The following is a 20,390-nucleotide window of genomic DNA, read 5'->3' on the forward strand; positions in this document are numbered from 1 at the left end:
CTCAGGCTCAGGCTCAGGCTCAGGCTCAGGCTCAGGCTCAGGCTCAGGCTCAGGCTCAGGCCGATGATACCACAATTGAGGAGGTGCACCATGTTTAATTATGATTTCATGCAAAATGCCTTCTTCGTAGCGATTTGTATTTCTCTTTTATGTCCATGTATTGGTATCTTCATGGTGCTACGCCGTTCCAGTATGATTGGGGACACTATGAGTCATGCATCTCTAGCAGGTATTACGCTAGGTTTATTGACGAATACTAATCCAATTTTAGGGGCTTTTATCTTTACTGCTATCTGCGGTGCACTCATCGAGTTCTTGCGAAAATATTTTTCACACCATCTCGATTTGATTCTTACTATAATCTTATCCCTCAGCATTGGTACAGCTATTACGCTTATTAGCTCAGGCAAACTAAAGGCTAATGCAAATGTATTCTTTTTTGGTAGCATCCTAACGGTAAACGCAACTGATATGATTAGTATTGCTGTGCTTACAATCTTATCTGTACTCACCTTACATTTCCTATACAACTCACTTCTTTACATCGCCTATGATGAAGAGGCCGCTCGTGTAGCAGGTGTTAAGGTAGATTTTATTAACTATATCTTTGCCATCTTAATGGCTGCGGCCGTATCTATTTCTATTAAGATTGTCGGTGTCCTCGTATTGAGTGCCATGATTGCGTTACCTGTAGCATCTGCATTACAATTAGAAAAAGGATTTAAAATAACTTTATTATGCTCCATTGGATTTAGCTTGCTCGCTATGATCATTGGACTCTTTGGATCCTACTTCCTTAACGTAGCTCCTGGTGGCTTCGTGTCTCTAACATCGGTAGGTATTTTGCTAGTAGTATTAGTCATTAAGAATATTCGAGCTATCATACGGCGCGTGCAGTTTAGCAAATAAACTAAAACAATCATTAATATGTTTAGATATAAACAACATAGCTAGTTAGAGTAATATAGCTAGTTAGAGTTGAATAATATAATTAGTTAAATAAAAAAATACAGCTAACTAAATCCGATAGTATATTTGATATATTATTAGCCATATAAATCATCTAACTATACAAGTGTATAACAATTTTAGTATTAAAACAGAATCGAAAAAGAGTTATGAATACAACAGCTTGGCCGGAAGGCATAAAAAAGACCAAACAGCGCGAAGCCATTTGGTCTGTATTAACAACTACAGATAAACCTATTACAGCCCTTGAAATCGCAGAACGCTTAGGTGACGGTAGCACTACTTGGATGTCTACTATCTACCGTACACTTGAACTATTAGAAACTAAGGGTATCGTTACACGTACCACGCTCATGGGTAGTGAGATGGCATATTATGAAATTACCCCTCATACACATCGACACTATGCTGTATGTACGAGCTGTGGTGCCATGATACCGCTCCATACCTGTCCCGTCGTAGAAATGCCACAAGAACTTAACGATGCAGGATTTACTGTAACGGAACATCACCTTGAGATCGCAGGAATTTGTAAGAAGTGCAAAAATAAGAAGTAGAAAATAGACAACTAATGTTTAAACAACAAAAAGGACGCAACTGATAGTTACGTCCTTTTTAGTTTTAAAATATATTTTGTATTAACCTTATTTAGCTTTCACCAATTACAGCATCAACGGAGACACTACGAAACCGAGTGCTACAGAAATGGCGATGGCAAGTACGCCTGGAATGAAGAACGGATGGTTAAATACAAGCTTACCGATTCGCGTAGAGCCCGTATCGTCCATTTGTACAGCCCCCAAAAGTGTTGGATATGTAGGCAATACGAAGAGTGCAGATACAGCTGCGAAGGATGCGATAATAATATAAACAGATCCTGTGTTCTCTGGTGTAATACCGAGAGCTAGAATTACAGCGGGTACCAAAGCTTGTGTAGTTGCCGCTTGGCTATACAACAATGTACTTGCAAAGAAGAAGGCTACCGCCAATAGGAACGGATATGCTGTTACCATGCTAGAAGCAAGAGCTTTGATTTCAGGAATATGACCTTTTACAAAGGTATCGCCCAACCATGCTACACCTAGTACACAAACACAAGCAGATAAGCCAGATTTGAATGTACTTGTATTAACAAGTTCTGCTGTATCAAGCTTACAGAAGAATGTTATAGCAGCCGCAATAATCATCATAAATCCGATGATAGCATCGTTTCGGCCAAAGATAACTGGTTTAATAAGGCCAATATTTTTGGAAATTGCAGTTGCGTAGAATACGATACAAATGATACCAATCAAGAAAATCAGTACAGAAGTTTTCGCACCAGGTTTTAAATGGAAATCAGTACTTTTTTCACGAGGTGGCGCCACGTGACCTGCCGCCAAACGTTCTTGATATACTGGATCAGAAGATAAATCATTATTCGCAAAGGTAGACATGATAAATGCCGTAATCATAACCCCTACGAATGTTGTGGAAATACAGATGGCAAGCAATGTAGGATAGTTAACACCATATGGTTCAAGGAACCCACTCATAGCAACTACTGCTGCCGATACAGGACTCGCTGTAATACCAATTTGGCTTGCTACAACGGCGATGGATAGTGGCACAGATGGCTTAATGTTTTCACTTTTCGCCACCTCTACGATTACTGGAATCATAGAGAATGCTGTATGACCAGTACCCGCTAAAATAGTTAAGAAATACGTAACAGTTGGTGCTAAGTAGTTGATATGCTTAGGATTTTTACGCAAAATACTTTCAGCAATGCGCACTAAATAATCAAGACCGCCGGCTAACTGTAAAGCACAGATGGCTGCGATAGCAGACATGATAATCAGAATTACATCCCATGGAATCTGTCCCGGAAACATCCCCATACCAAGGCTTAACAACACAACCCCAAGGCCGCCAGCGTAACCGATGCCCATGCCGCCTAGGCGAACACCGAGGAAGATGGCACCAAATAAAATAATAACTTGCATAATTACATAAATGTCCATACGATGACCTCCTTTATACATATATAGTATCATAGATATGCTAAATAATCATCGAATTTTGGCAATGTATAGTCTATAGTTTAAAATATGACGAAATTTCGATATGCTATACAAAAAAAACTACACCCCATTGCCTTAAACTACTAACAAAAGACAATAGGTGTAGCTTTCCAATAATTAATTTAGCATTATAAAATAATTGGGCGCATATCTTCAAGTATCCCCTCTTCCTCAGTTGCACGTTGGATACTTTCACCCACAATATGAACCATATCCTCTAATTGTTCCACAGTGGATGCCAATGGAGGCATGAGAATAACCACGTCACCGATAGGACGACAGATAAGCCCTTGCTCACGGGCGAGGATTGCCACCTTAGCACCGACCGCATCATTTGGGCGATACGCTTCGTGAGTTGCCACATTTTTTTCAAGTTCAATACCTACGATGAGGCCTCGCTGACGAACCTCTTTAACATGCTTCAATGACTTAATAGGTTCTAAAGCCTTTGTGAAAGCTTCTACTTTAGCAGGCAATTGTTCAATTACCTTTTCATCACGGAATACTTTCAAAGAAGCCAACGCAACGGCACAGGCCAAGGCATTACCGGTATAAGAGTGACCATGATAGAAGGTTTTCTTTTCTTCAAAAGTGCCAAGGAATGCATCGAATACGCGTTTTGTAGTCAATGTTGCTGCTAATGGAAGGTACCCACCAGTGATGCCTTTGGATAAAGTCATAAAATCTGGAGATACGCCTTCATGCTCGCAGGCAAAGAATTTACCAGTCCGACAAAAGCCTGTAGCCACTTCGTCGACGATGAGGAATACATCGTGTTGTTCTGTTAACTCACGAACACGTTTCAAATAGCCGTGAGGCATTACGAGCATACCCGCTGCTGCTTGCACCAATGGTTCCATAACAAGAGCTGTAATTTCATCACCTTCTTCGTTAAGGATACGTTCCAATTCAGTCAACGACTCTTCAAAAGCTTTATCTCGATCTGCCAAATCTCTATACACACCAGGGCTTGGCAATGTTAATGGTTTAAATAATAGATTATGGAATACTTGGTGAAATAATTGAATACCACCTACGGATACCGTGCCTAATGTATCCCCATGATAGCCTGCATTGAGGGCGATAAACTTAGTTTTCTTAGTTTGGCCCACTTGCTGACGATATTGATATGCCATTTTAATAGCCACTTCGATAGCTGTACTGCCATCATCGGACAAAAATACTTTATCGAGGCCTTCTGGAGCAAGCTCTACAAGTTCTTTACACAATTGTGCAGACGGAGGACTTACGAGACCTAATAATGTGCTATGCGCAATTTTATCGGTTTGATCTTTCAATGCTTGGTTCAATACAGGATGGTTGTGACCATGAATATTAACCCACAACGAAGATACGCCATCGTAATACTTTTTACCGTTCTCATCGATGAGATATACCCCCTCACCGCGTTCAATTACTACTGGCTCTTGTGCTAGCCAATCTTGCATTTGTGTAAATGGATGCCATACAAACTCGTGGTCCCATTGTGCTGCTTGTGAAAGCTGTTTTTCTGCCATTTCGTCACCTCATACTTACTAAGTTTTACAAACTATAACTCTCTATGACTATAATTAATGTAAGTTAACTTACTATATATATAGTAAGTTATATAACTATACATATCTAACTACGCTAAATTGATGTATATAATTTATGCTAAGTTTCTACCACTAATAAATAACGAATTATTCAATCTAAGCTTTATAGCCCTAAGACGATGTTCCATAATTCCTTAGAATCAATAAAAGAGCGAGCCCAACCAAGTTGAACCTTGTGAATATCCGGACCTTGGTATGGCGGTACTACAGCTACTACAGGAACACCTGTGTAACGCTCCATATCTGCCACATTTGTTTTCAATAAAAACAGGTCTACAGCTGTCATATTATTTACGATAATGGCTTTCACCTCGATACCATGCAATTTAGCATATTCGCAAGTCAAAACGGCACGATTAATAGAGCCAAGCCGACCATCTGCTACGATAATAGCAGGTAATTTGATATCTTTCATAAAATCCGTGAAAGTTTTATCTCCATAGAGAGGGGTCGTGATACCACCAGCACCTTCTACAAAGGTTATGTCATAGCCACTCACTACATCTAATGTATGTTCTACAAGGCCATCATAGTCAATCTCGATACCAGCCAATTCCGCTGCAAGGCGAGGAGAAAAATCACCGGCAATAGCATAAGGATTCACTTCATGACGACGAGCTTCAGGAATACCTGCCGAGCGCATCAAATGTGTCGCATCTTTACTCTCAAGGCCGATATTATAATTATCCTCATCCATCGTCACACATTCAGGGAAAGGCACTGCACTAGAAGACACAGGTTTCACCATCCCAACAGCAAAGCCATCGTCTACAGCCATCGCCCCCAATAATCCGGTCACAAACGTCTTACCTACATCTGTATCTGTACCAATTATAGAAATACCTAACTGCTTCATACAAAGCTCCTCTCAAGCGAATACTTACTGCCGCATAGGTTAACTAATTTATATGAGTAAGTTTACAATCTAATTACAATATACAGCGAAAAGGAATATATAGTCAACCTATTATTACTGTTCAAGTTTACGATGCTGTGACTCTATGGGGCCCGAATACATCACTACATTTTAGCTAAAAAGCTGTGTCCCTAACCTCCGCGCTCCATAGTAAACTAAGTCGCACTTCGCTTAGGAACACAGCTTTTTATAACATTATCGCAGTATTAGTCCCATAGAGTCACAGACCGCTACTTTGAATACGATAATAATAGGTTGGCTATATGGGAAAAGAACGATAACTTTTTCGTCCCTTACTCATTTGATACAGTGAATTTTGTTTTATTGATTTATGAATAGACTCGATAGGACGAGTTCACAAATACAGTTATAAAAAGAGTGATGACTAACCGATTAGCGACTTAGCTCGCTTTGGAACGTAGAGGTTAGTCATCACTCTTTTTTACCTAAATGTAGTTATCTAACGGGGCCCATTAATTTCTCTTTCCCCTCTTGATGCGGCGAAACTACGCTAACTCGTTAATGAACATTCAGATTTGATGAGACTAATTCATAGGTACAGTTGGAAAAAGAACGATAACTAACCGATTAGCGACTTAGCTCGCTTTGGAGCGTAGAGGTTAGTTATCGTTCTTTTTCACCTAAATGTACAAATCAACTTGGGCCCCATCAAATCTTAGCCTAGATTTCGAGGTAGCGAAATTCACCTGTATCAGGATCCATCATACCTCCATAGAACCCCATTCCTTTTGGAAATAGTGGATGGTGGCGTAGGAAGTTAACTGTATAAATTACATTGTCTTCAGAAATATGAAATCTATCCATCCAATCGATAAGGCCTGGTTCGATCATGCGAATAGCATCTTCACTAATACCTTTCGCTTTCATAGATTCCATAAATGTAGTAGCAGAAAAGTCGATCATACCGCAGTTTTCATGACCGATAATTAGCACATCTTCAATTTCCATACCATAGGTAGCAACGAGCAGACTTTGCACGATGTTATCGATAGGTTGTGTTACACTATTGCCTGCAGTTTTAATGACAATTATCTCTCCTCGATGAAAGCCTAGTGCTTCTTCTAGCATACCTACTAAGCGGGTATCCATACAGGTTACAATACCTAACTTTTTTGTAGGATGACTTGTTAATCCAGCCTTTGGCAGCGCAGGATGATGTTTTACATAGTCTTTATTGATTTCAATTATTTTTGCAATGTCAATCATAAGGGTCCTCATTTTATATACTCTATTTCCACCTGAAATAGATTCTATTCATTATATACACCTTATTCATCACAAAACAAGTTTAAATTACAACTTATAAATTATTATTATGAATTTTACGACTATATAAAATCTTTAACTCAATGATATTAACTTCTATCTTATAATTAGTTTTTATTTATATCAATCATATAAAATCTTCAAAAATGCGATGAATATTCTGTATAATTCTTATATATGTAGTAGATTTAAAAACCCTTCCTATGGTACTATTAACACTATAGAAAGCAAACGCCACATGATACCACATATGACGTGAACTGTATGTACAGTAAGGAGGTTTTATAATGGGTATCAATCAAAAAACGTTGCCAGGCATTTTACTCTGTGCCATTCTCGCTATTCCTTGTTGGTTGCTAGGACAGCAATTTCATCTAGTAGGTAGTCCAATCTTTGCCATTATTTTAGGTATAATTATCGGTTCTATCTTCACATCATGGAAACGGGAAAAAACAGGTGCTGGCATTGGGTTTACATCAAAAAAGATTTTACAATGGGCCGTTATTTTGTTGGGCTTTGGTCTTAACATTACACAGATTCTACATGTAGGTTGGATTTCTTTACCTGTCATCATTTCTACCATCGCTACATCGTTAATCGTATCCTATGTTATTTATCGATTAACCCATATTGACTCTAACTCAGCAGTCCTCATCGGTGTTGGTTCATCCATTTGTGGTGGTTCCGCTATTGCTGCGGCGGCTCCAGTTATTAAAGCAGAGGATCATGATATTGCACAAGCAATCTCTGTTGTATTCTTTTTCAATGTAGTAGCCGCCTTTGTATTTCCTCAATTAGGTGACGCCATTGGCCTCTCTAACATGGGCTTTGGATTATTCGCCGGTACTGCAGTTAACGATACTTCTTCTGTAACAGCAACAGCTGCTGTATGGGATAGTATGAAAGGTACTGGCACACAAGTTCTGGAATATGCTACTATCGTAAAGCTAACACGTACCCTAGCTATCATTCCTATATGCTTAGGTCTTGCTAGTTATCAAGTATACAAAGCTAAGAAAAATGCCTCTCAAACAGATGGCGCAAATGTTAGTATTGCTAAAATTTTTCCAAGATTTGTTTTATACTTTGTACTTTGCTCCCTTGTCACAACAGCATTATCCTATGCTAATGTAGATATTCAATTCTTGAGTATCTTCAAAACAATTTCCAAATACTTTATTACAATGGCCATGGTAGCAATTGGCCTTAATACAAATATTGTAAAATTATTAAAATCCGGTGGCTCAGCCCTTGCCTTAGGAGCTTGTTGCTGGATTGCTATCTCCGCTGTAAGCCTTATGGCACAACATATGATAGGTTTATGGTAGAAAATATACAGATATTGTATATTATGTTATAATTATATATAAATAGAATAGTAAGGACCCCTCCAGTAATGGAGGGGTTTCGTGCTACTATTCACCTTATTAGTACTTTATCATACCATAGTCAGGAGGGTTAATATGTACTTCTTACAAGGACTTCTTGTCGGCCTCGCTACGTTTGCCCCTGTTGGCATGCAAAACCTCTTCATTATTAATACGGCCTTGGTACAACCTGTTCGCCGTATTATATTGACGCTGATCATACTAGCGTTTTTTGACATGAGTTTAAGTGCTGCCGCCTTCTATGGTATTGGTACCGTTCTTGAAATGTGGCCACTCACAAAACTCATAGTTCTCATCTTTGGGGGACTCCTCATTGTATATATGGGTTTTAATATATTTAAAACTCAACCAGACATGCGCAACGTAGACACGCATATTCCAATTAGGAAAATTATCGTCTCAGCCATCGCTGTATCATGGGGCAATCCACAAGCCATTCTAGATGCGACAATGATGCTCGGTGCTTTTCAGGCTAATATTCCAAAAGAAAGCATCTACCACTTCTTCTCTGGTTTCTTGGTAATGACACCTATTTGGTTTGGATCTCTAGCTACCACAATGCATCTTCTAGCTAAAAAAATTAAGATTACTCATATGGCATGGATTAACCGTTTCTGTGGTTCGGTTCTCGTCATTTACGGTATTAAGCTATGTATTGATGGCCTCATGATGTTAAAAAACTTTTTGTAAGGCTATACTCATAGATACAAGAAAAATTTAAATTTCTAATACTATCATAACTATATAAGGAAAATACAAATAGACGATGTACAGAAAAAAAAAAGTCATTAGCAAATTGCTAACGGCTTTTTCATTTATAATCTCATTTATAATTTTTCAAGTACCTGCTGGAACATATCTCTGAGTGCTACAATATATGAATTATTTTGATTTCGTTGAGATATAAAGTAGTAGTGGCGTTCCATAGGTTTACCATGATTCATCAATACCTTACGTTCGATACCTGGCATAGGATCTGTTAAATATTTAAAACAATCTAATAGTAATAGCCCTTGCTGCCCTGCAACCAAGTATCGTGCTTCTTCTAACGTACGAGCATAAGCGAAGGCGCCATTATAACCTATGGCTTTGCGATAGTGTTCTTCTTCAGACAAGGTATATTTCCCACGACACAATAAAATAAGTGGTAAATCATCGATATGCTTTAGTTCTACACAGTCTTCATTAGTATATCCTTGTGGTACCTCAATAAATGTAGTGGCTTTATCAATTAAATGACTTTCAAAATCATCAGATAAAATTTGCCATTGATCATTAAATACTACATCTACACGACGATCACTGAGCATGCCATATAGCTCTTCATGACTGCCGCTGTACATACGAATATCTAAATTTTTATAACGCTTTGCTATGTGAATCACCGTTTGCTGCATAGCAATTCCACTGTAACGATTCAAATAACCAATGCGCAAACTCACACGTGCATCTGTACCGATACGCATCGTTTCTACCTTAATATCATGAAACCGTTCTAATAGTTTTTTCCCAGATCGATATAAATATTGTCCTGCTGGTGTTAGATGAAAGCTTCGTTTTTCTCGAACCATTAGTTCAACACCAAGACTAGTTTCAAGAGCTTTGATTTGCTGAGATATAGCAGATTGAGATACATATTGCTCTGTTGCAGCTTGTGTAAAACTGTTGTTATCTACTACACACACAAAATACTCTAATTGTTTTAATAACATAACGATGCACTCTCATCTCTCTTGCAGATTAGACAGCTCAATACCTTTGAAACATTTCGCAACATATAGCCCCATATTGGAGTTTGCCATACGTTTTCTCTACATAGTATTTATAGATTCTATACATACTACTAAATATATTTAACTATGTCTAAAACGGTGAAAGCAAATCAGCTATGCCGATTGACTTTCACTGGGAATAACTAAACTACGATAAATAAACAGCGCCGCTACAAAGAATATAGCTGCTGTAGACCAAAAGACCGCTCCGTACCCAAAGGCACGAGCAATCATGCCACTAAGGACAGGTCCCAATACATTTCCCATCATGGCTACACTAGACACCGCACCAAACACGATACCTCTCCGCTCAATAGGAACCGCCTTGGATATGAGCGTATTGGCAATCGGTGTAATAAAACCCATGAAGAATCCTGCAATGGCACGGAATATTCCAAGGCCCCATATACTAGGCATTATATATTGAAGTATAAACAAAGTCCCTACAGCCCATGTAGCAGTAAAAACAATACGAGGCATGGTTAAACGTTCTGTTATCTTACCAATGGAGATTGAAGCTAAAGCACTAAACAAACCGGCGCCAAAGATGATTATACCAACAATAGTGGCTACAAACTCATCATTCATATGCATATAGTGCTTAATGTATAGTGGTAAAATGGGACCAATACCAGTAATACCAAAATTACATAAGAACAATAGCCCTACCAAGAGGCGAACTCGAGGTATGACCAAAAAGGATTTAATTAGAGACAGCTGCGACTCTCTAGCATCTACCTTATGCTCAAACTGTAGATTAGGCATGAATAGATAAATTCCCAACATACAAAGCCCTGTTAAGGCTGAGAACATAACAAATGGTGCACGATAACCTAATAAGTCCGCCACCAAACCACCCATGAGTGGCCCAAAAACGAGGCCCATAACCATGGAGGCTTGATATAAGCCCATTGCCCAAGGTACCTTATTTTCAGGGGTTACGAGAATAATAATAGCCAATCCTATTGGAACATAGCCTCCTACCACACCTTGCAATATACGTAACATTAATAACTGCCATGGTGTTTGTGTAAAAGCACAGGCACCAACAGTCACCATCAGGGTAAACAAGATGAACATCATTACCTTACGCGGACCAAGCTGATTAGCCTTACGCGACCAATAGGGTGCACTCAGTGCCACCATACAAGGCGTTACACCTGATACAAGGCCTGCCCACATAGCGGCTTCTCCTGGATCATGAAGACCTAGCTCAGCTAAAAATAACGGAAGAAAGGATAATACACCAATAATTGTTATACCCCCACCAACCTGTATAGTACAGATTAGGTATATAATTCGTTTCCAAGAAGAATCCATAATATCCTTCTTTCTTATTTGAAATTACCTATAAAGGTAGTAATATACATATCGATATGAGCTAAAGAATACTATAATACAAAAGAAATGTTTATAGAACAGATTTTTACTCTTACCTCAAAAGAATGCAACAGCATATATTTACATAAATTCATAGAATATATACTTATAATTCTATTGTATCGCAAACAACCTAAAAAGACCATCGCTTATACCCATAAGGGTCACAGATGGTCTTTTTTATCGTGTGATTCTCCTACTTTTACCAAAGAAAGAGATACCTACGATATATTATTTTTGTTTGAACATCCAATAAATATAGTAAATAACAAGCGCATAAGTCACTACGTCAAATACAGGTAAGAATGGCACCATTTTAGATAAACGTCCAAATCCATGAACATGGATATTTGCCGCAATAATAGCAACAAGATTCAAGCGATGAATCCAGATTGCTTTTTTACGAGATACAGATTTTGCCATATTCCCTACCCAAGGTGTTAAGTATAATACCGCAAAGATAAGAGCAATAAACATAGCCACAAGGGAGATATAACCACCCCAGAAGCCTAAAAAGGATTTCAAAGCTTTCAAGAAGTATACATACCAGTGTGCACATACGAGAACCACACTAACAATACCTACGATGCGATGAATTTCAAACATTTCTTTTGGATTGTATCGTTTGATAAACCATTTTGGTTTTGTTGCAATGTATGTTAATACAAGCCATGCCACATAAGGAATAAGGCCTAAGTGAACCTTCCAATTGCCGAATGATCTACCACCTGTTACATAACCATATTCCACCATCCCCATAAATATTAAGGATAAAACTGCAATCCAAATTAAAATATGGTATTTACTCTTAAACTGTTTTTTTACAACTTCTGCCATAATAAACCTCTCTATGTCTTATAGGATCTACAAGTATACATCTAGTTTGGCCTAATGTAGCATGCTAATAAAACACTCTCACCCTATAGCATTCTACTTAGAACTAATTACTGATTAAATTAGAATCCAATTATTAAATTAGAATTTAAAGTTAAGATCCGCACGATAGTAATCATTTACGCGATTACCCTCTTGTGTTTTAGCATTGAAACCGTAATATGCATTAATGCCGATATTTTTCTCTGGTGCGTAGGATGCACCTAATTGCCATGCTTTATAACCTTCATACCGTGTTTTCTTTAATAAATCATTAGATTCATATTTTTGTGTTTTAAATACAGGTGCATTCTTAGCTTGATCAAAGTAATCTAATCGGATAGCCCAAGAGTTCTTCTTATTAATTTTATAGTCGCCCCATTTAACGCCAACGTTCCAAATATCGGAATCACTCAAGCCAGATGCTTTTACCCACTCGCCATCAATACCGAATTTACCAATATTATACTTAGCATTAAATCCATATACATTATCGAATTCGTTATTTTTCTTGCCATTACCCATACGTACATTCGTTGTACCTACATGAGCAAACATACCACCAAAACCAAAGCGATCATTAACAGCTACATTAGCATTGATAAGACCTACATCACCATTATCAGCTTTACTAGTCTTAGCAAAACGACCTGCTGTCATGTAACCATAAGCGCCATTTAATGTAACTTTATCACCAAGCTTAGCTGTAGCGCCTACCCCATCAAAGTTAGAGCTATAAATCAAGCCACCACCAAATTTTTGAGTATAGCGACCCGCATCGACCACAACATTTTTACCGAATTTGTGCTCTACATATGCTAAATCCCAATTAGCTTCTGCCTCTTTAGAGCTATCACCTAGTTCAATAGAGCCTGTTGTAATCCGTGCTTTAACAGATGTATTTTTATTAACCTTTGCATCAAGACCTAAACGTACACGAGCTGTGATTTTATCTTCGTAATCATAACCATCGATACCCTCTTTACCGATATAGTTGATACGAGCATCACCAGTAACTTTGACATTGCCTACTTGATCTTCCAATTTAGCTACACGCACACCGAGTGTATTCAATTCATTGGAAAACTCATCAGCTAAGCGATTCAACATAGCTTGTTGTTCTGCATTAGCACGGTCTTGATTAGCCATGCCTTTCGCAATCATTTGAGCCATTTCGTAACGAGTAATGTTATTTTGGCCTTTGAAAGTACCATCAGGATATCCATTGATAATACCGGCTGTAGCCAATTGCTCTACTGCTTGATAAGCCCAGCTATCAGAAGGGACATCGGAAAATGGGTTAACAGCAAAAGCTGTAGCCACACCCATCATGGCTGCCACTGCAAAAGCATTGGTCATTTTACGTTTAATCATACTAAACCTCACACAATAAAATAACAGAAGCAAAAAATGAATAGATAATGAATTTTCAGTTCTAATTATCATTATCATGTTTAACATACAGATAATAACAATTTTCATTATGCGAATAAAGAGAAAATGTATATCAATCTCACAATCATTTATGACTCAAACTGATAATAATACTAGTTTTAGGTTTCACTAGAAATAGACATATGTAACAATGATAGCTATACTATCTAATTTACTTAATATATTTTATCATTTAAATCGAATTTTATAGATTACTCATATCAGATATCTAGCATTCAATATAAGAATAATTCTAAATTATAAAAGCCCCTTGCAGTTGTCAGCATAAGCTTTCAACAATACAAGGGGCAAAGGATCAATGTGTCCTATTATACATAGGCATATAAATCCATCATCATCCTAATTATTTTTGATCACGTTTACGATAAATGATAAATGGACGTGTTAAGTAATTGAGTGGAACACTCAAGCAGTGTACCAAACGGCTGAATGGGAAGATAATAGCAACCACCATCCATGCCAACATGTGGAATTTAAACATGAATGGCACGCCTTCCATCAAGGATGGATCAGGCATAAAGGATAGTAAGCTACGGAACCATGGGCCGATGGATACACGGTAGTCAAAAAAACCAGATGCATTAAGCAATGTACCAGCCATACCACTAAAGATAGCTAATGTTAAGAATAAATATAACCATTTATCAAGGCCAGATGTATTTACTTTCATAGCAGGTACAGTAAAGCGACGTTTCATCAAGAGCAAGAAACCAACGATGAAGATGATACCCGCTACAGCACCCATATATAATGCACCTTCATGGTACATATGGTCATTGATACCCAAAGCTGCAGTCCAAGCTTTAGGTACTAATACACCTACTACGTGACCGCCGATAACGCATAGCAAACCAAAGTGGAACAATGGATTGGCAATACGTAATTGTTTTTTCTCTAAAAATTCACTTGATTTTGTAGTCCAGTTTCTTTCAAAGTAGAAGAAACGAACAAGTGTGCCTACGATTAAGAATGTAAACGCAATATATGGCAAAGCGCCCCATAAAAATAGATTCATCGTGCACCATCCTCCAATCCATTTGCAACCGACAATATGATATCAAATAAGAATGCATAGGTCAGTTTTGCTTCGATCAATCGATCCCTAATATATTCTAGCTTTGGTTTACAATAATCATACACTTCACGAGCCTTTTCAGGTTCGATAACAGCGCATAACTCTAGAATAGCTGGAATATAGTCAGGCATCTCCTTTGGTAAATCATAGCCATTTTCTAGGAAGAAGGCTTTATATTTAACGAGTTCCTCTGCTTGTTCCCCTGTACCTTGCAATTCATAAGTTGATAAGTACATCGTTGTATTACGACTGAAGTCAAAGACACGTACGTATTGGTCTTCAAAGGCCTTACGATCCGTTTCTTCAATGTAATCAAAGAACTCTAACAATCCTTGGCGAAGCTGAGGATGCTCAACAGAGCGAGTATCCTCTTTCCATTCACCAAGTTCATTGTACCAAGATTCATCTGGATACCGAAGCAAAAAAGAAGCAATGAGAGCTATTTTTTGTGCATCATCCATTATGGCAACCCCCTGTCGGGCATGCAAAGCCACGATTGTGTTGCATTTCTAAGCGACCTTCACGAGATACGTTAACATCAGATGGGATAACAAAACGATCATTATATTTAGACAATGCTAACAATTTGTACATAGCATACATTTGCTCTTCTGTAAGATCTACTTCGTGGGCGATCGCTTCATCACCTGTCTCACGGCGGCGCATGTATTCACGCATATCGAGAATGCGTTGTAATACACGAGCTAAAATATCTGTATTACCAGCAGTAAACATATTAGCCAAGTATTGTACAGGCACGCGCATTTCATGTGCATCTGGCAAGTATACATCAGATGTTACACGTTGTAAGATTGGGCTGAGCGGTGGCACATACCAAACCATTGGTAATGTGCGATACTCTGGATGCAACGGCAACGCAACGCCCCACTGTTTTACAAGCTTGTAAACAGGAGATTTTTTAGCTGCTTTCAAGAATGCTTCAGAGATACCCGCTTCACGAGCGGCTTTAATAACCTCTGGATCATTAGGATCCAAAATTAAATCTACTGTATTTGGGTAAATTTCTTGTTCATCCTTAGTAGATGCCATTTCTTGAACTTTATCCATATCGTATAAAACTACACCAACATAGCGCATACGACCTACGCATGTTTCAGCGCAGATTTGAGGCAAGCCATTTTCCAAACGAGGATAACAGAATACACATTTTTCAGCTTTGTTTGTTTCCCAGTTATAGAAGATTTTTTTGTATGGACAAGATGGAACGCAATGTCTCCAACCGCGGCATACATCTTGGGAAACAAGTACAACACCATCTTCATCACGCTTGTAGATGGCACCGGATGGACATGCCGCTACACATGCAGGATTTAAACAGTGGTTACAAAGACGTGGTAAATAACGCATAAATACTTCTTCGTAGTCAAATACAATATCGTCACCCATCTTAGCCAAGTTCACATCTTCTCGTGCATGATGACCTCCAGCCAAATCATCATCCCAGTTAGGGCCCCATGTTACTTCCATTTTTTGCTTTGTTAACAAGGAACGAGGACGTGCTACGGGTTGATTATTTTTACGACCGGTATGAATCAATGTTTCATAATCGTATGTCCAAGGTTCAAAGTAATCCGTAATTTCTGGTTGCTCTGGATGATAGAACAACTTCATCAATCGAGAACCTTTAGAACCTGTGGAAAGCGCCAAATTACCGCTTTTATCGAGAGTCCAGCCACCCTTCCATTTTTCTTGGTTTTCCCAATTACGAGGGTAACCTACGCCAGGGCGGGTTTCCACGTTATTAAAGTACATATATTCCGCGCCTTCGCGGTTCGTCCATGTATTTTTACAAGTAATAGAGCATGTATGACAGCCTAAGCACTTGTCCAAATTTAGGACCATGGATACTTGAGCTTTAATCTTCAAGCCAATCCACCTCCTTCAATTTACGAGCCACAATTGTCATATCACGTTGGTTACCAGTTGGACCATAGTAATTAAAACCATAGCTCAATTGACCGTAACCGCCGATCATGTGGGTTGGCTTCATGTGAATATGTGTTGGTGCATTATGTGTACCACCGCGACGATCTTTCTTAACTTGCGTACCAGGAACGTTGATGTGACGGTCTTGAGAGTGATGCATATAAGAAATGCCACGAGGAATACGTGGAGATACAACCGCACGAGCTGCAACTACACCATTTTTATTGAATGCTTCTACCCAGTCATTATCTTTAACACCAATTTCTGCTGCATCATCTTCGTTGAGCCAAATTGTTTGGCCACCACGGAATAATGTTAACATTTGTTGGCTATCAAAATACATACTATGTGTAGACCACTTATTATGTGGTGTTAAGTATTTCAATGTAATTTCTGGAATACCTTCTTGTTTATAATCACCTTGTACTGGTTTATATGATAATACAGGTTTATACAATGCCATAGCTTCGCCATAGTCGCGCATCATTTCATGATCACAATAGAACGATTGACGACCTGTTACAGTACGGAATGGTACCTTATCTTCTGTAGATGTTGTAAATGGAGAATAACGACGGTTTTTATCGTTCTTACCAGTACTTGTTACAGAGCTAATGATAAAGCGTGGTTGACGAACCATGTCATCGAAGGTAATTTTTTCTTGTTCACGACCTTTTGCATTCTTTTCAAGCCCAGAAAGACCTGTTTTATCTTCCATAGCTTTCCAAGAACGAACAGCTAATTTACCATTTGTACAAGAGGATAATGTTAATACAACATTACAAGCTTCCTTACATTCGTAGATGCTTGGACGACCATGAGAAATAAAGTCTGGATTATCAATCGTACCATTTTGAGCATACAATGTTTGATATTCGTCAGATACATCCCAAGCCAAACCGTGCGCACCCATTTTATTTTCAATATTAGGTCCCAATGCAATGTATTTTTCAAAGATTTGACTATAATCCCGTTTTACATGAACGAGATTCGGCATTGTTTTACCAGGAATTGGTTCACATTCGCCTTTACTCCAATCAAGAACTTTACCTTCTGGTTGCGCTACTTCGCCTGGACTATCATGGCCAAGTGGGGTAGCTACAATATCTTCATATTCTGTAAAGCCAGATTCTTTTGCTACGCGAGATACTGTTTCTGCAAGGGTGCGGAATGTATCCCAGTCGGATTTAGTTTCCCATGCGCAATCAACAGCTGCTTGGAATACATGTACATATGGATGCATGTCCGTAGAAGACAAGTCTTCTTTTTCATACCATGTAGCTGCGGGGAACACGATATCAGAATATAAACCTGTAGACGCCATACGGAAGTCGATATCAATTAAGAGATCAAGCTTACCCGCACCATCTGCTTCACGCCATTTAATTTCTTCTGGGCGTGTAGGAGCATCATCATCTTCCAATACGGCATTTTTTGTGCCTAATAAATGTTTCAAGAAGTATTCGTGGCCTTTAGAAGAAGAACCGATAAGGTTCGCACGCCATACAAACAAGTTACGTGGATGGTTTTCTTTAGCTGCTGGATCCTCTACACAGAATTGTAAATCTTTATTTTTCAAGGCTTGTGCCACATATTGGTTGATTTCCGCTTCTGTACTAGCACCGGCTGCACGAGCATCATTAATCAATTCTTGGCTACCTTTATTGAAAGTAGGATAGGATGGCAACCAACCTAAACGAGCTGCTAAGACGTTGTAATCCCCAGGATGATGATAGCGAGGTTTAGCCAATTTAGATACGCGGTCTGCCAAGTCGATGCAGTCAGAACGATATTGTTCTGTAGCAAAGTAGAACCAAGATGTACCATTTTGTAAACGAGGAGCCTTACTCCAGTCATTGGCAGTCATGATACCACCCCAACCTTCAACAGGACGAAGCTTTTCTTGACCTACGTAGTGGGCCCAACCACCGCCGTTAACGCCTTCTGTACCACAGAACATGATAAGGTTCAAAATAGTACGGTAAATAACATCGGCATGGTACCAGTGGTTGATACCACCGCCCATGATAATCATGGAACGACCGTTCGTTTTTTCAGCATTATCTGCAAATTCACGTGCTGTAGCAATAGCAATGTCCGCTTTTACGCCAGTGATTTTTTCTTGCCATGTAGGTGTATAAGGTGTGTCATCAGTGTAAGCTGTCGCTACCTCACCACCGATACCGCGGTCAATACCGTAGTTAGCAAGAATGAGATCGTATACAGTAGTCACTTTCACAGGACCATCAACAGTTTGTACTGTAATAGTTGGAATAGCGCGTTCAATAATACCTTCGTGTTCTTCATCACCAAAGTACGGTAACTTAACAACAGTCACGTCTTCACGTTGATCAAATACGGACAAGCGAGGATCAATTTTAGCTCCTGTATCACGATTTTCAAGTCGTAAATTCCATTTTTGTGGGTTCGTGTGACGTTCACCCATTGTACCATTAGGTACAACGATTTCATTTGTTAATTCATCAATCAATACCATTTGGAAGTCAGCGCCTTCCTCTTGGCGACCTAAGTCCTTAGCATTCAAGAAACGGCCTGGTTGAACTGTGCCGTTGATAGCTTCAACGCGTACAAGGAATGGCATATCTGTGAACTCTTTTGCATACTCTTTGAAGTATGGAGTTTCTTTGTCGATGTAATATTCTTTTAGGATAACGTGACCCATTGCCATTGCAAGAGCCGCATCGGTACCAGCTTTTACATTGAGCCATGCATCGGAAGAAGTTGTAGATTCCGCATAATCAGGAGACACGGATACTACTTTAGTACCTTTATAACGAACCTCTGTCAAGAAGTGAGCATCTGGCGTACGGGTCAACGGTACGTTAGAACCCCACGTCATGATGTAACCAGCATTATACCAGTCACCAGATTCAGGTGTATCAGTTTGTTCACCCCAAACTTGAGGGCTGGAAGGTGGCAAATCGGCATACCAGTCATAGAAGGACAATGGTGTGCCACCCATCAAATTAAGGAAACGAGCCCCTGCTGCATAGGACAACATGGACATCGCAGGAATTACAGAGAAGCCTGCGTTGCGGTCAGGACCATATGTTTTTGCTGTATATAGTAAGGATGCTGCAGTAATTTCTGTTGCTTCATCCCATGTGGAGCGCACAAAGCCACCCATACCACGGGCTGACTTATATTTTTTCGCTTTTTCAGGATCTTCTACGATAGATTTCCAAGCTTCGATTGGATTCTTAGCATGCTTCTTCGCTTCTCTCCAAAGCTCGACCAATTCGCCACGTACATAAGGATATTTTACGCGCAAAGGGCTATAAAGATACCAAGAGAATGTTGCACCACGAGGGCATCCACGTGGTTCATAATCTGGCATATCATCTGGTGTTTCAGGGTAGTCAATTGCTTGATTTTCCCAGGCTACAACACCGTTTTTAACATAAATATTCCAGCTACAAGAACCAGTACAGTTTACGCCATGCGTTGTGCGGACAACTTTATCGTAAGACCAACGGTCACGATAATAATTTTCCCATTCACGACCTCCATCTTCTGTGATTTGATGGCCGTTTGGAGATACTTCCTTCTTGCGAAGAAACTTAAACTTTTGAGACAACAAGCTCACCTCGTGTCCTCCTTCAAAACTACAAAAAAATCCCTTGTGCTAGATGTGCTAACACAAGGG

At 39.1% G+C, this 20,390-nt stretch carries 16 protein-coding genes; 4 read left to right on the forward strand and 12 right to left on the reverse strand.

Annotation, left to right across the window (positions count from 1 at the left end; all coding sequences use genetic code 11):
• The first annotated feature begins 90 nt into the window (after positions 1–90).
• Together Q7O55_RS05275 and Q7O55_RS05280 are read left to right on the forward strand one after the other, a co-directional pair.
• Positions 91–909 (forward strand): metal ABC transporter permease, encoded by an 819-nt coding sequence (locus Q7O55_RS05275; RefSeq protein WP_303928980.1) that lies wholly within the window; start codon positions 91–93, stop codon positions 907–909.
• Positions 910–1,118: 209 nt separating this feature from the next.
• The gene (locus tag Q7O55_RS05280) at positions 1,119–1,526 is read left to right on the forward strand and encodes a Fur family transcriptional regulator (protein ID WP_004697835.1); all 408 of its coding nucleotides are present in this window, start codon (positions 1,119–1,121) and stop codon (positions 1,524–1,526) included.
• A gap of 105 nt (positions 1,527–1,631) precedes the next feature.
• On the opposite strand, the gene Q7O55_RS05285 is transcribed toward Q7O55_RS05280, so the two are convergent.
• The 4 genes from Q7O55_RS05285 to Q7O55_RS05300 form a co-directional block, all read right to left on the reverse strand.
• The gene (locus Q7O55_RS05285) at positions 1,632–2,972 is read right to left on the reverse strand and encodes an anaerobic C4-dicarboxylate transporter (protein WP_303928981.1); all 1,341 of its coding nucleotides are present in this window, start codon (positions 2,970–2,972) and stop codon (positions 1,632–1,634) included.
• Between the two features lie 188 nt (positions 2,973–3,160).
• Entirely contained in the window at positions 3,161–4,549 is a 1,389-nt protein-coding gene (bioA, locus tag Q7O55_RS05290) for an adenosylmethionine--8-amino-7-oxononanoate transaminase (protein WP_303928983.1), read from the reverse strand.
• Positions 4,550–4,733: 184 nt separating this feature from the next.
• Positions 4,734–5,486 carry a dethiobiotin synthase gene (gene bioD, locus Q7O55_RS05295; RefSeq protein WP_303928984.1) on the reverse strand — a complete coding sequence of 251 codons (753 nt, stop codon included), beginning with the start codon at positions 5,484–5,486 and terminating at the stop codon, positions 4,734–4,736.
• A 741-nt stretch (positions 5,487–6,227) separates the two neighbouring features.
• The gene (locus Q7O55_RS05300; RefSeq protein ID WP_303928986.1) at positions 6,228–6,773 is read right to left on the reverse strand and encodes a carbonic anhydrase; all 546 of its coding nucleotides are present in this window, start codon (positions 6,771–6,773) and stop codon (positions 6,228–6,230) included.
• Positions 6,774–7,120: 347 nt separating this feature from the next.
• Between Q7O55_RS05300 and Q7O55_RS05305 the strand changes: the two genes are divergently transcribed.
• The gene (locus tag Q7O55_RS05305) at positions 7,121–8,161 is read left to right on the forward strand and encodes a YeiH family protein (RefSeq protein ID WP_004697738.1); all 1,041 of its coding nucleotides are present in this window, start codon (positions 7,121–7,123) and stop codon (positions 8,159–8,161) included.
• A 135-nt stretch (positions 8,162–8,296) separates the two neighbouring features.
• Complete coding sequence (locus tag Q7O55_RS05310; RefSeq protein ID WP_303928989.1) at positions 8,297–8,911, forward strand: LysE/ArgO family amino acid transporter; 615 nt, start codon at positions 8,297–8,299, stop codon at positions 8,909–8,911.
• Positions 8,912–9,048: 137 nt separating this feature from the next.
• On the opposite strand, the gene Q7O55_RS05315 is transcribed toward Q7O55_RS05310, so the two are convergent.
• The 8 genes from Q7O55_RS05315 to Q7O55_RS05350 all read right to left on the reverse strand — a co-directional run bounded on the left by Q7O55_RS05315 (position 9,049) and on the right by Q7O55_RS05350 (position 20,330).
• Complete coding sequence (locus Q7O55_RS05315) at positions 9,049–9,933, reverse strand: LysR family transcriptional regulator (protein ID WP_303928990.1); 885 nt, start codon at positions 9,931–9,933, stop codon at positions 9,049–9,051.
• A 174-nt stretch (positions 9,934–10,107) separates the two neighbouring features.
• Entirely contained in the window at positions 10,108–11,313 is a 1,206-nt protein-coding gene (locus Q7O55_RS05320) for an MFS transporter (protein WP_008715280.1), read from the reverse strand.
• A 291-nt stretch (positions 11,314–11,604) separates the two neighbouring features.
• Complete coding sequence (locus Q7O55_RS05325; RefSeq protein WP_278456698.1) at positions 11,605–12,210, reverse strand: hypothetical protein; 606 nt, start codon at positions 12,208–12,210, stop codon at positions 11,605–11,607.
• 138 nt (positions 12,211–12,348) lie between these two features.
• Positions 12,349–13,620 carry a putative porin gene (locus Q7O55_RS05330; protein ID WP_303928993.1) on the reverse strand — a complete coding sequence of 424 codons (1,272 nt, stop codon included), beginning with the start codon at positions 13,618–13,620 and terminating at the stop codon, positions 12,349–12,351.
• A 424-nt stretch (positions 13,621–14,044) separates the two neighbouring features.
• Entirely contained in the window at positions 14,045–14,716 is a 672-nt protein-coding gene (gene narI, locus Q7O55_RS05335; protein WP_287506902.1) for a respiratory nitrate reductase subunit gamma, read from the reverse strand.
• The gene (gene narJ, locus Q7O55_RS05340; protein WP_303928997.1) at positions 14,713–15,237 is read right to left on the reverse strand and encodes a nitrate reductase molybdenum cofactor assembly chaperone; all 525 of its coding nucleotides are present in this window, start codon (positions 15,235–15,237) and stop codon (positions 14,713–14,715) included. Before narJ ends, narI begins: the two co-directional genes overlap by 4 nt.
• Positions 15,230–16,663, reverse strand: a complete 1,434-nt coding sequence (gene narH / locus Q7O55_RS05345; RefSeq protein WP_303928998.1) for a nitrate reductase subunit beta — start codon at positions 16,661–16,663, stop codon at positions 15,230–15,232. Before narH ends, narJ begins: the two co-directional genes overlap by 8 nt.
• Entirely contained in the window at positions 16,653–20,330 is a 3,678-nt protein-coding gene (locus Q7O55_RS05350) for a nitrate reductase subunit alpha (protein ID WP_303929000.1), read from the reverse strand. Before Q7O55_RS05350 ends, narH begins: the two co-directional genes overlap by 11 nt.
• Positions 20,331–20,390 lie beyond the last annotated feature (60 nt).

Source organism: Veillonella parvula, assembly GCF_945949885.1.
In the GTDB taxonomy this organism is placed as follows: Bacteria; Bacillota; Negativicutes; order Veillonellales; family Veillonellaceae; genus Veillonella; species Veillonella parvula_B.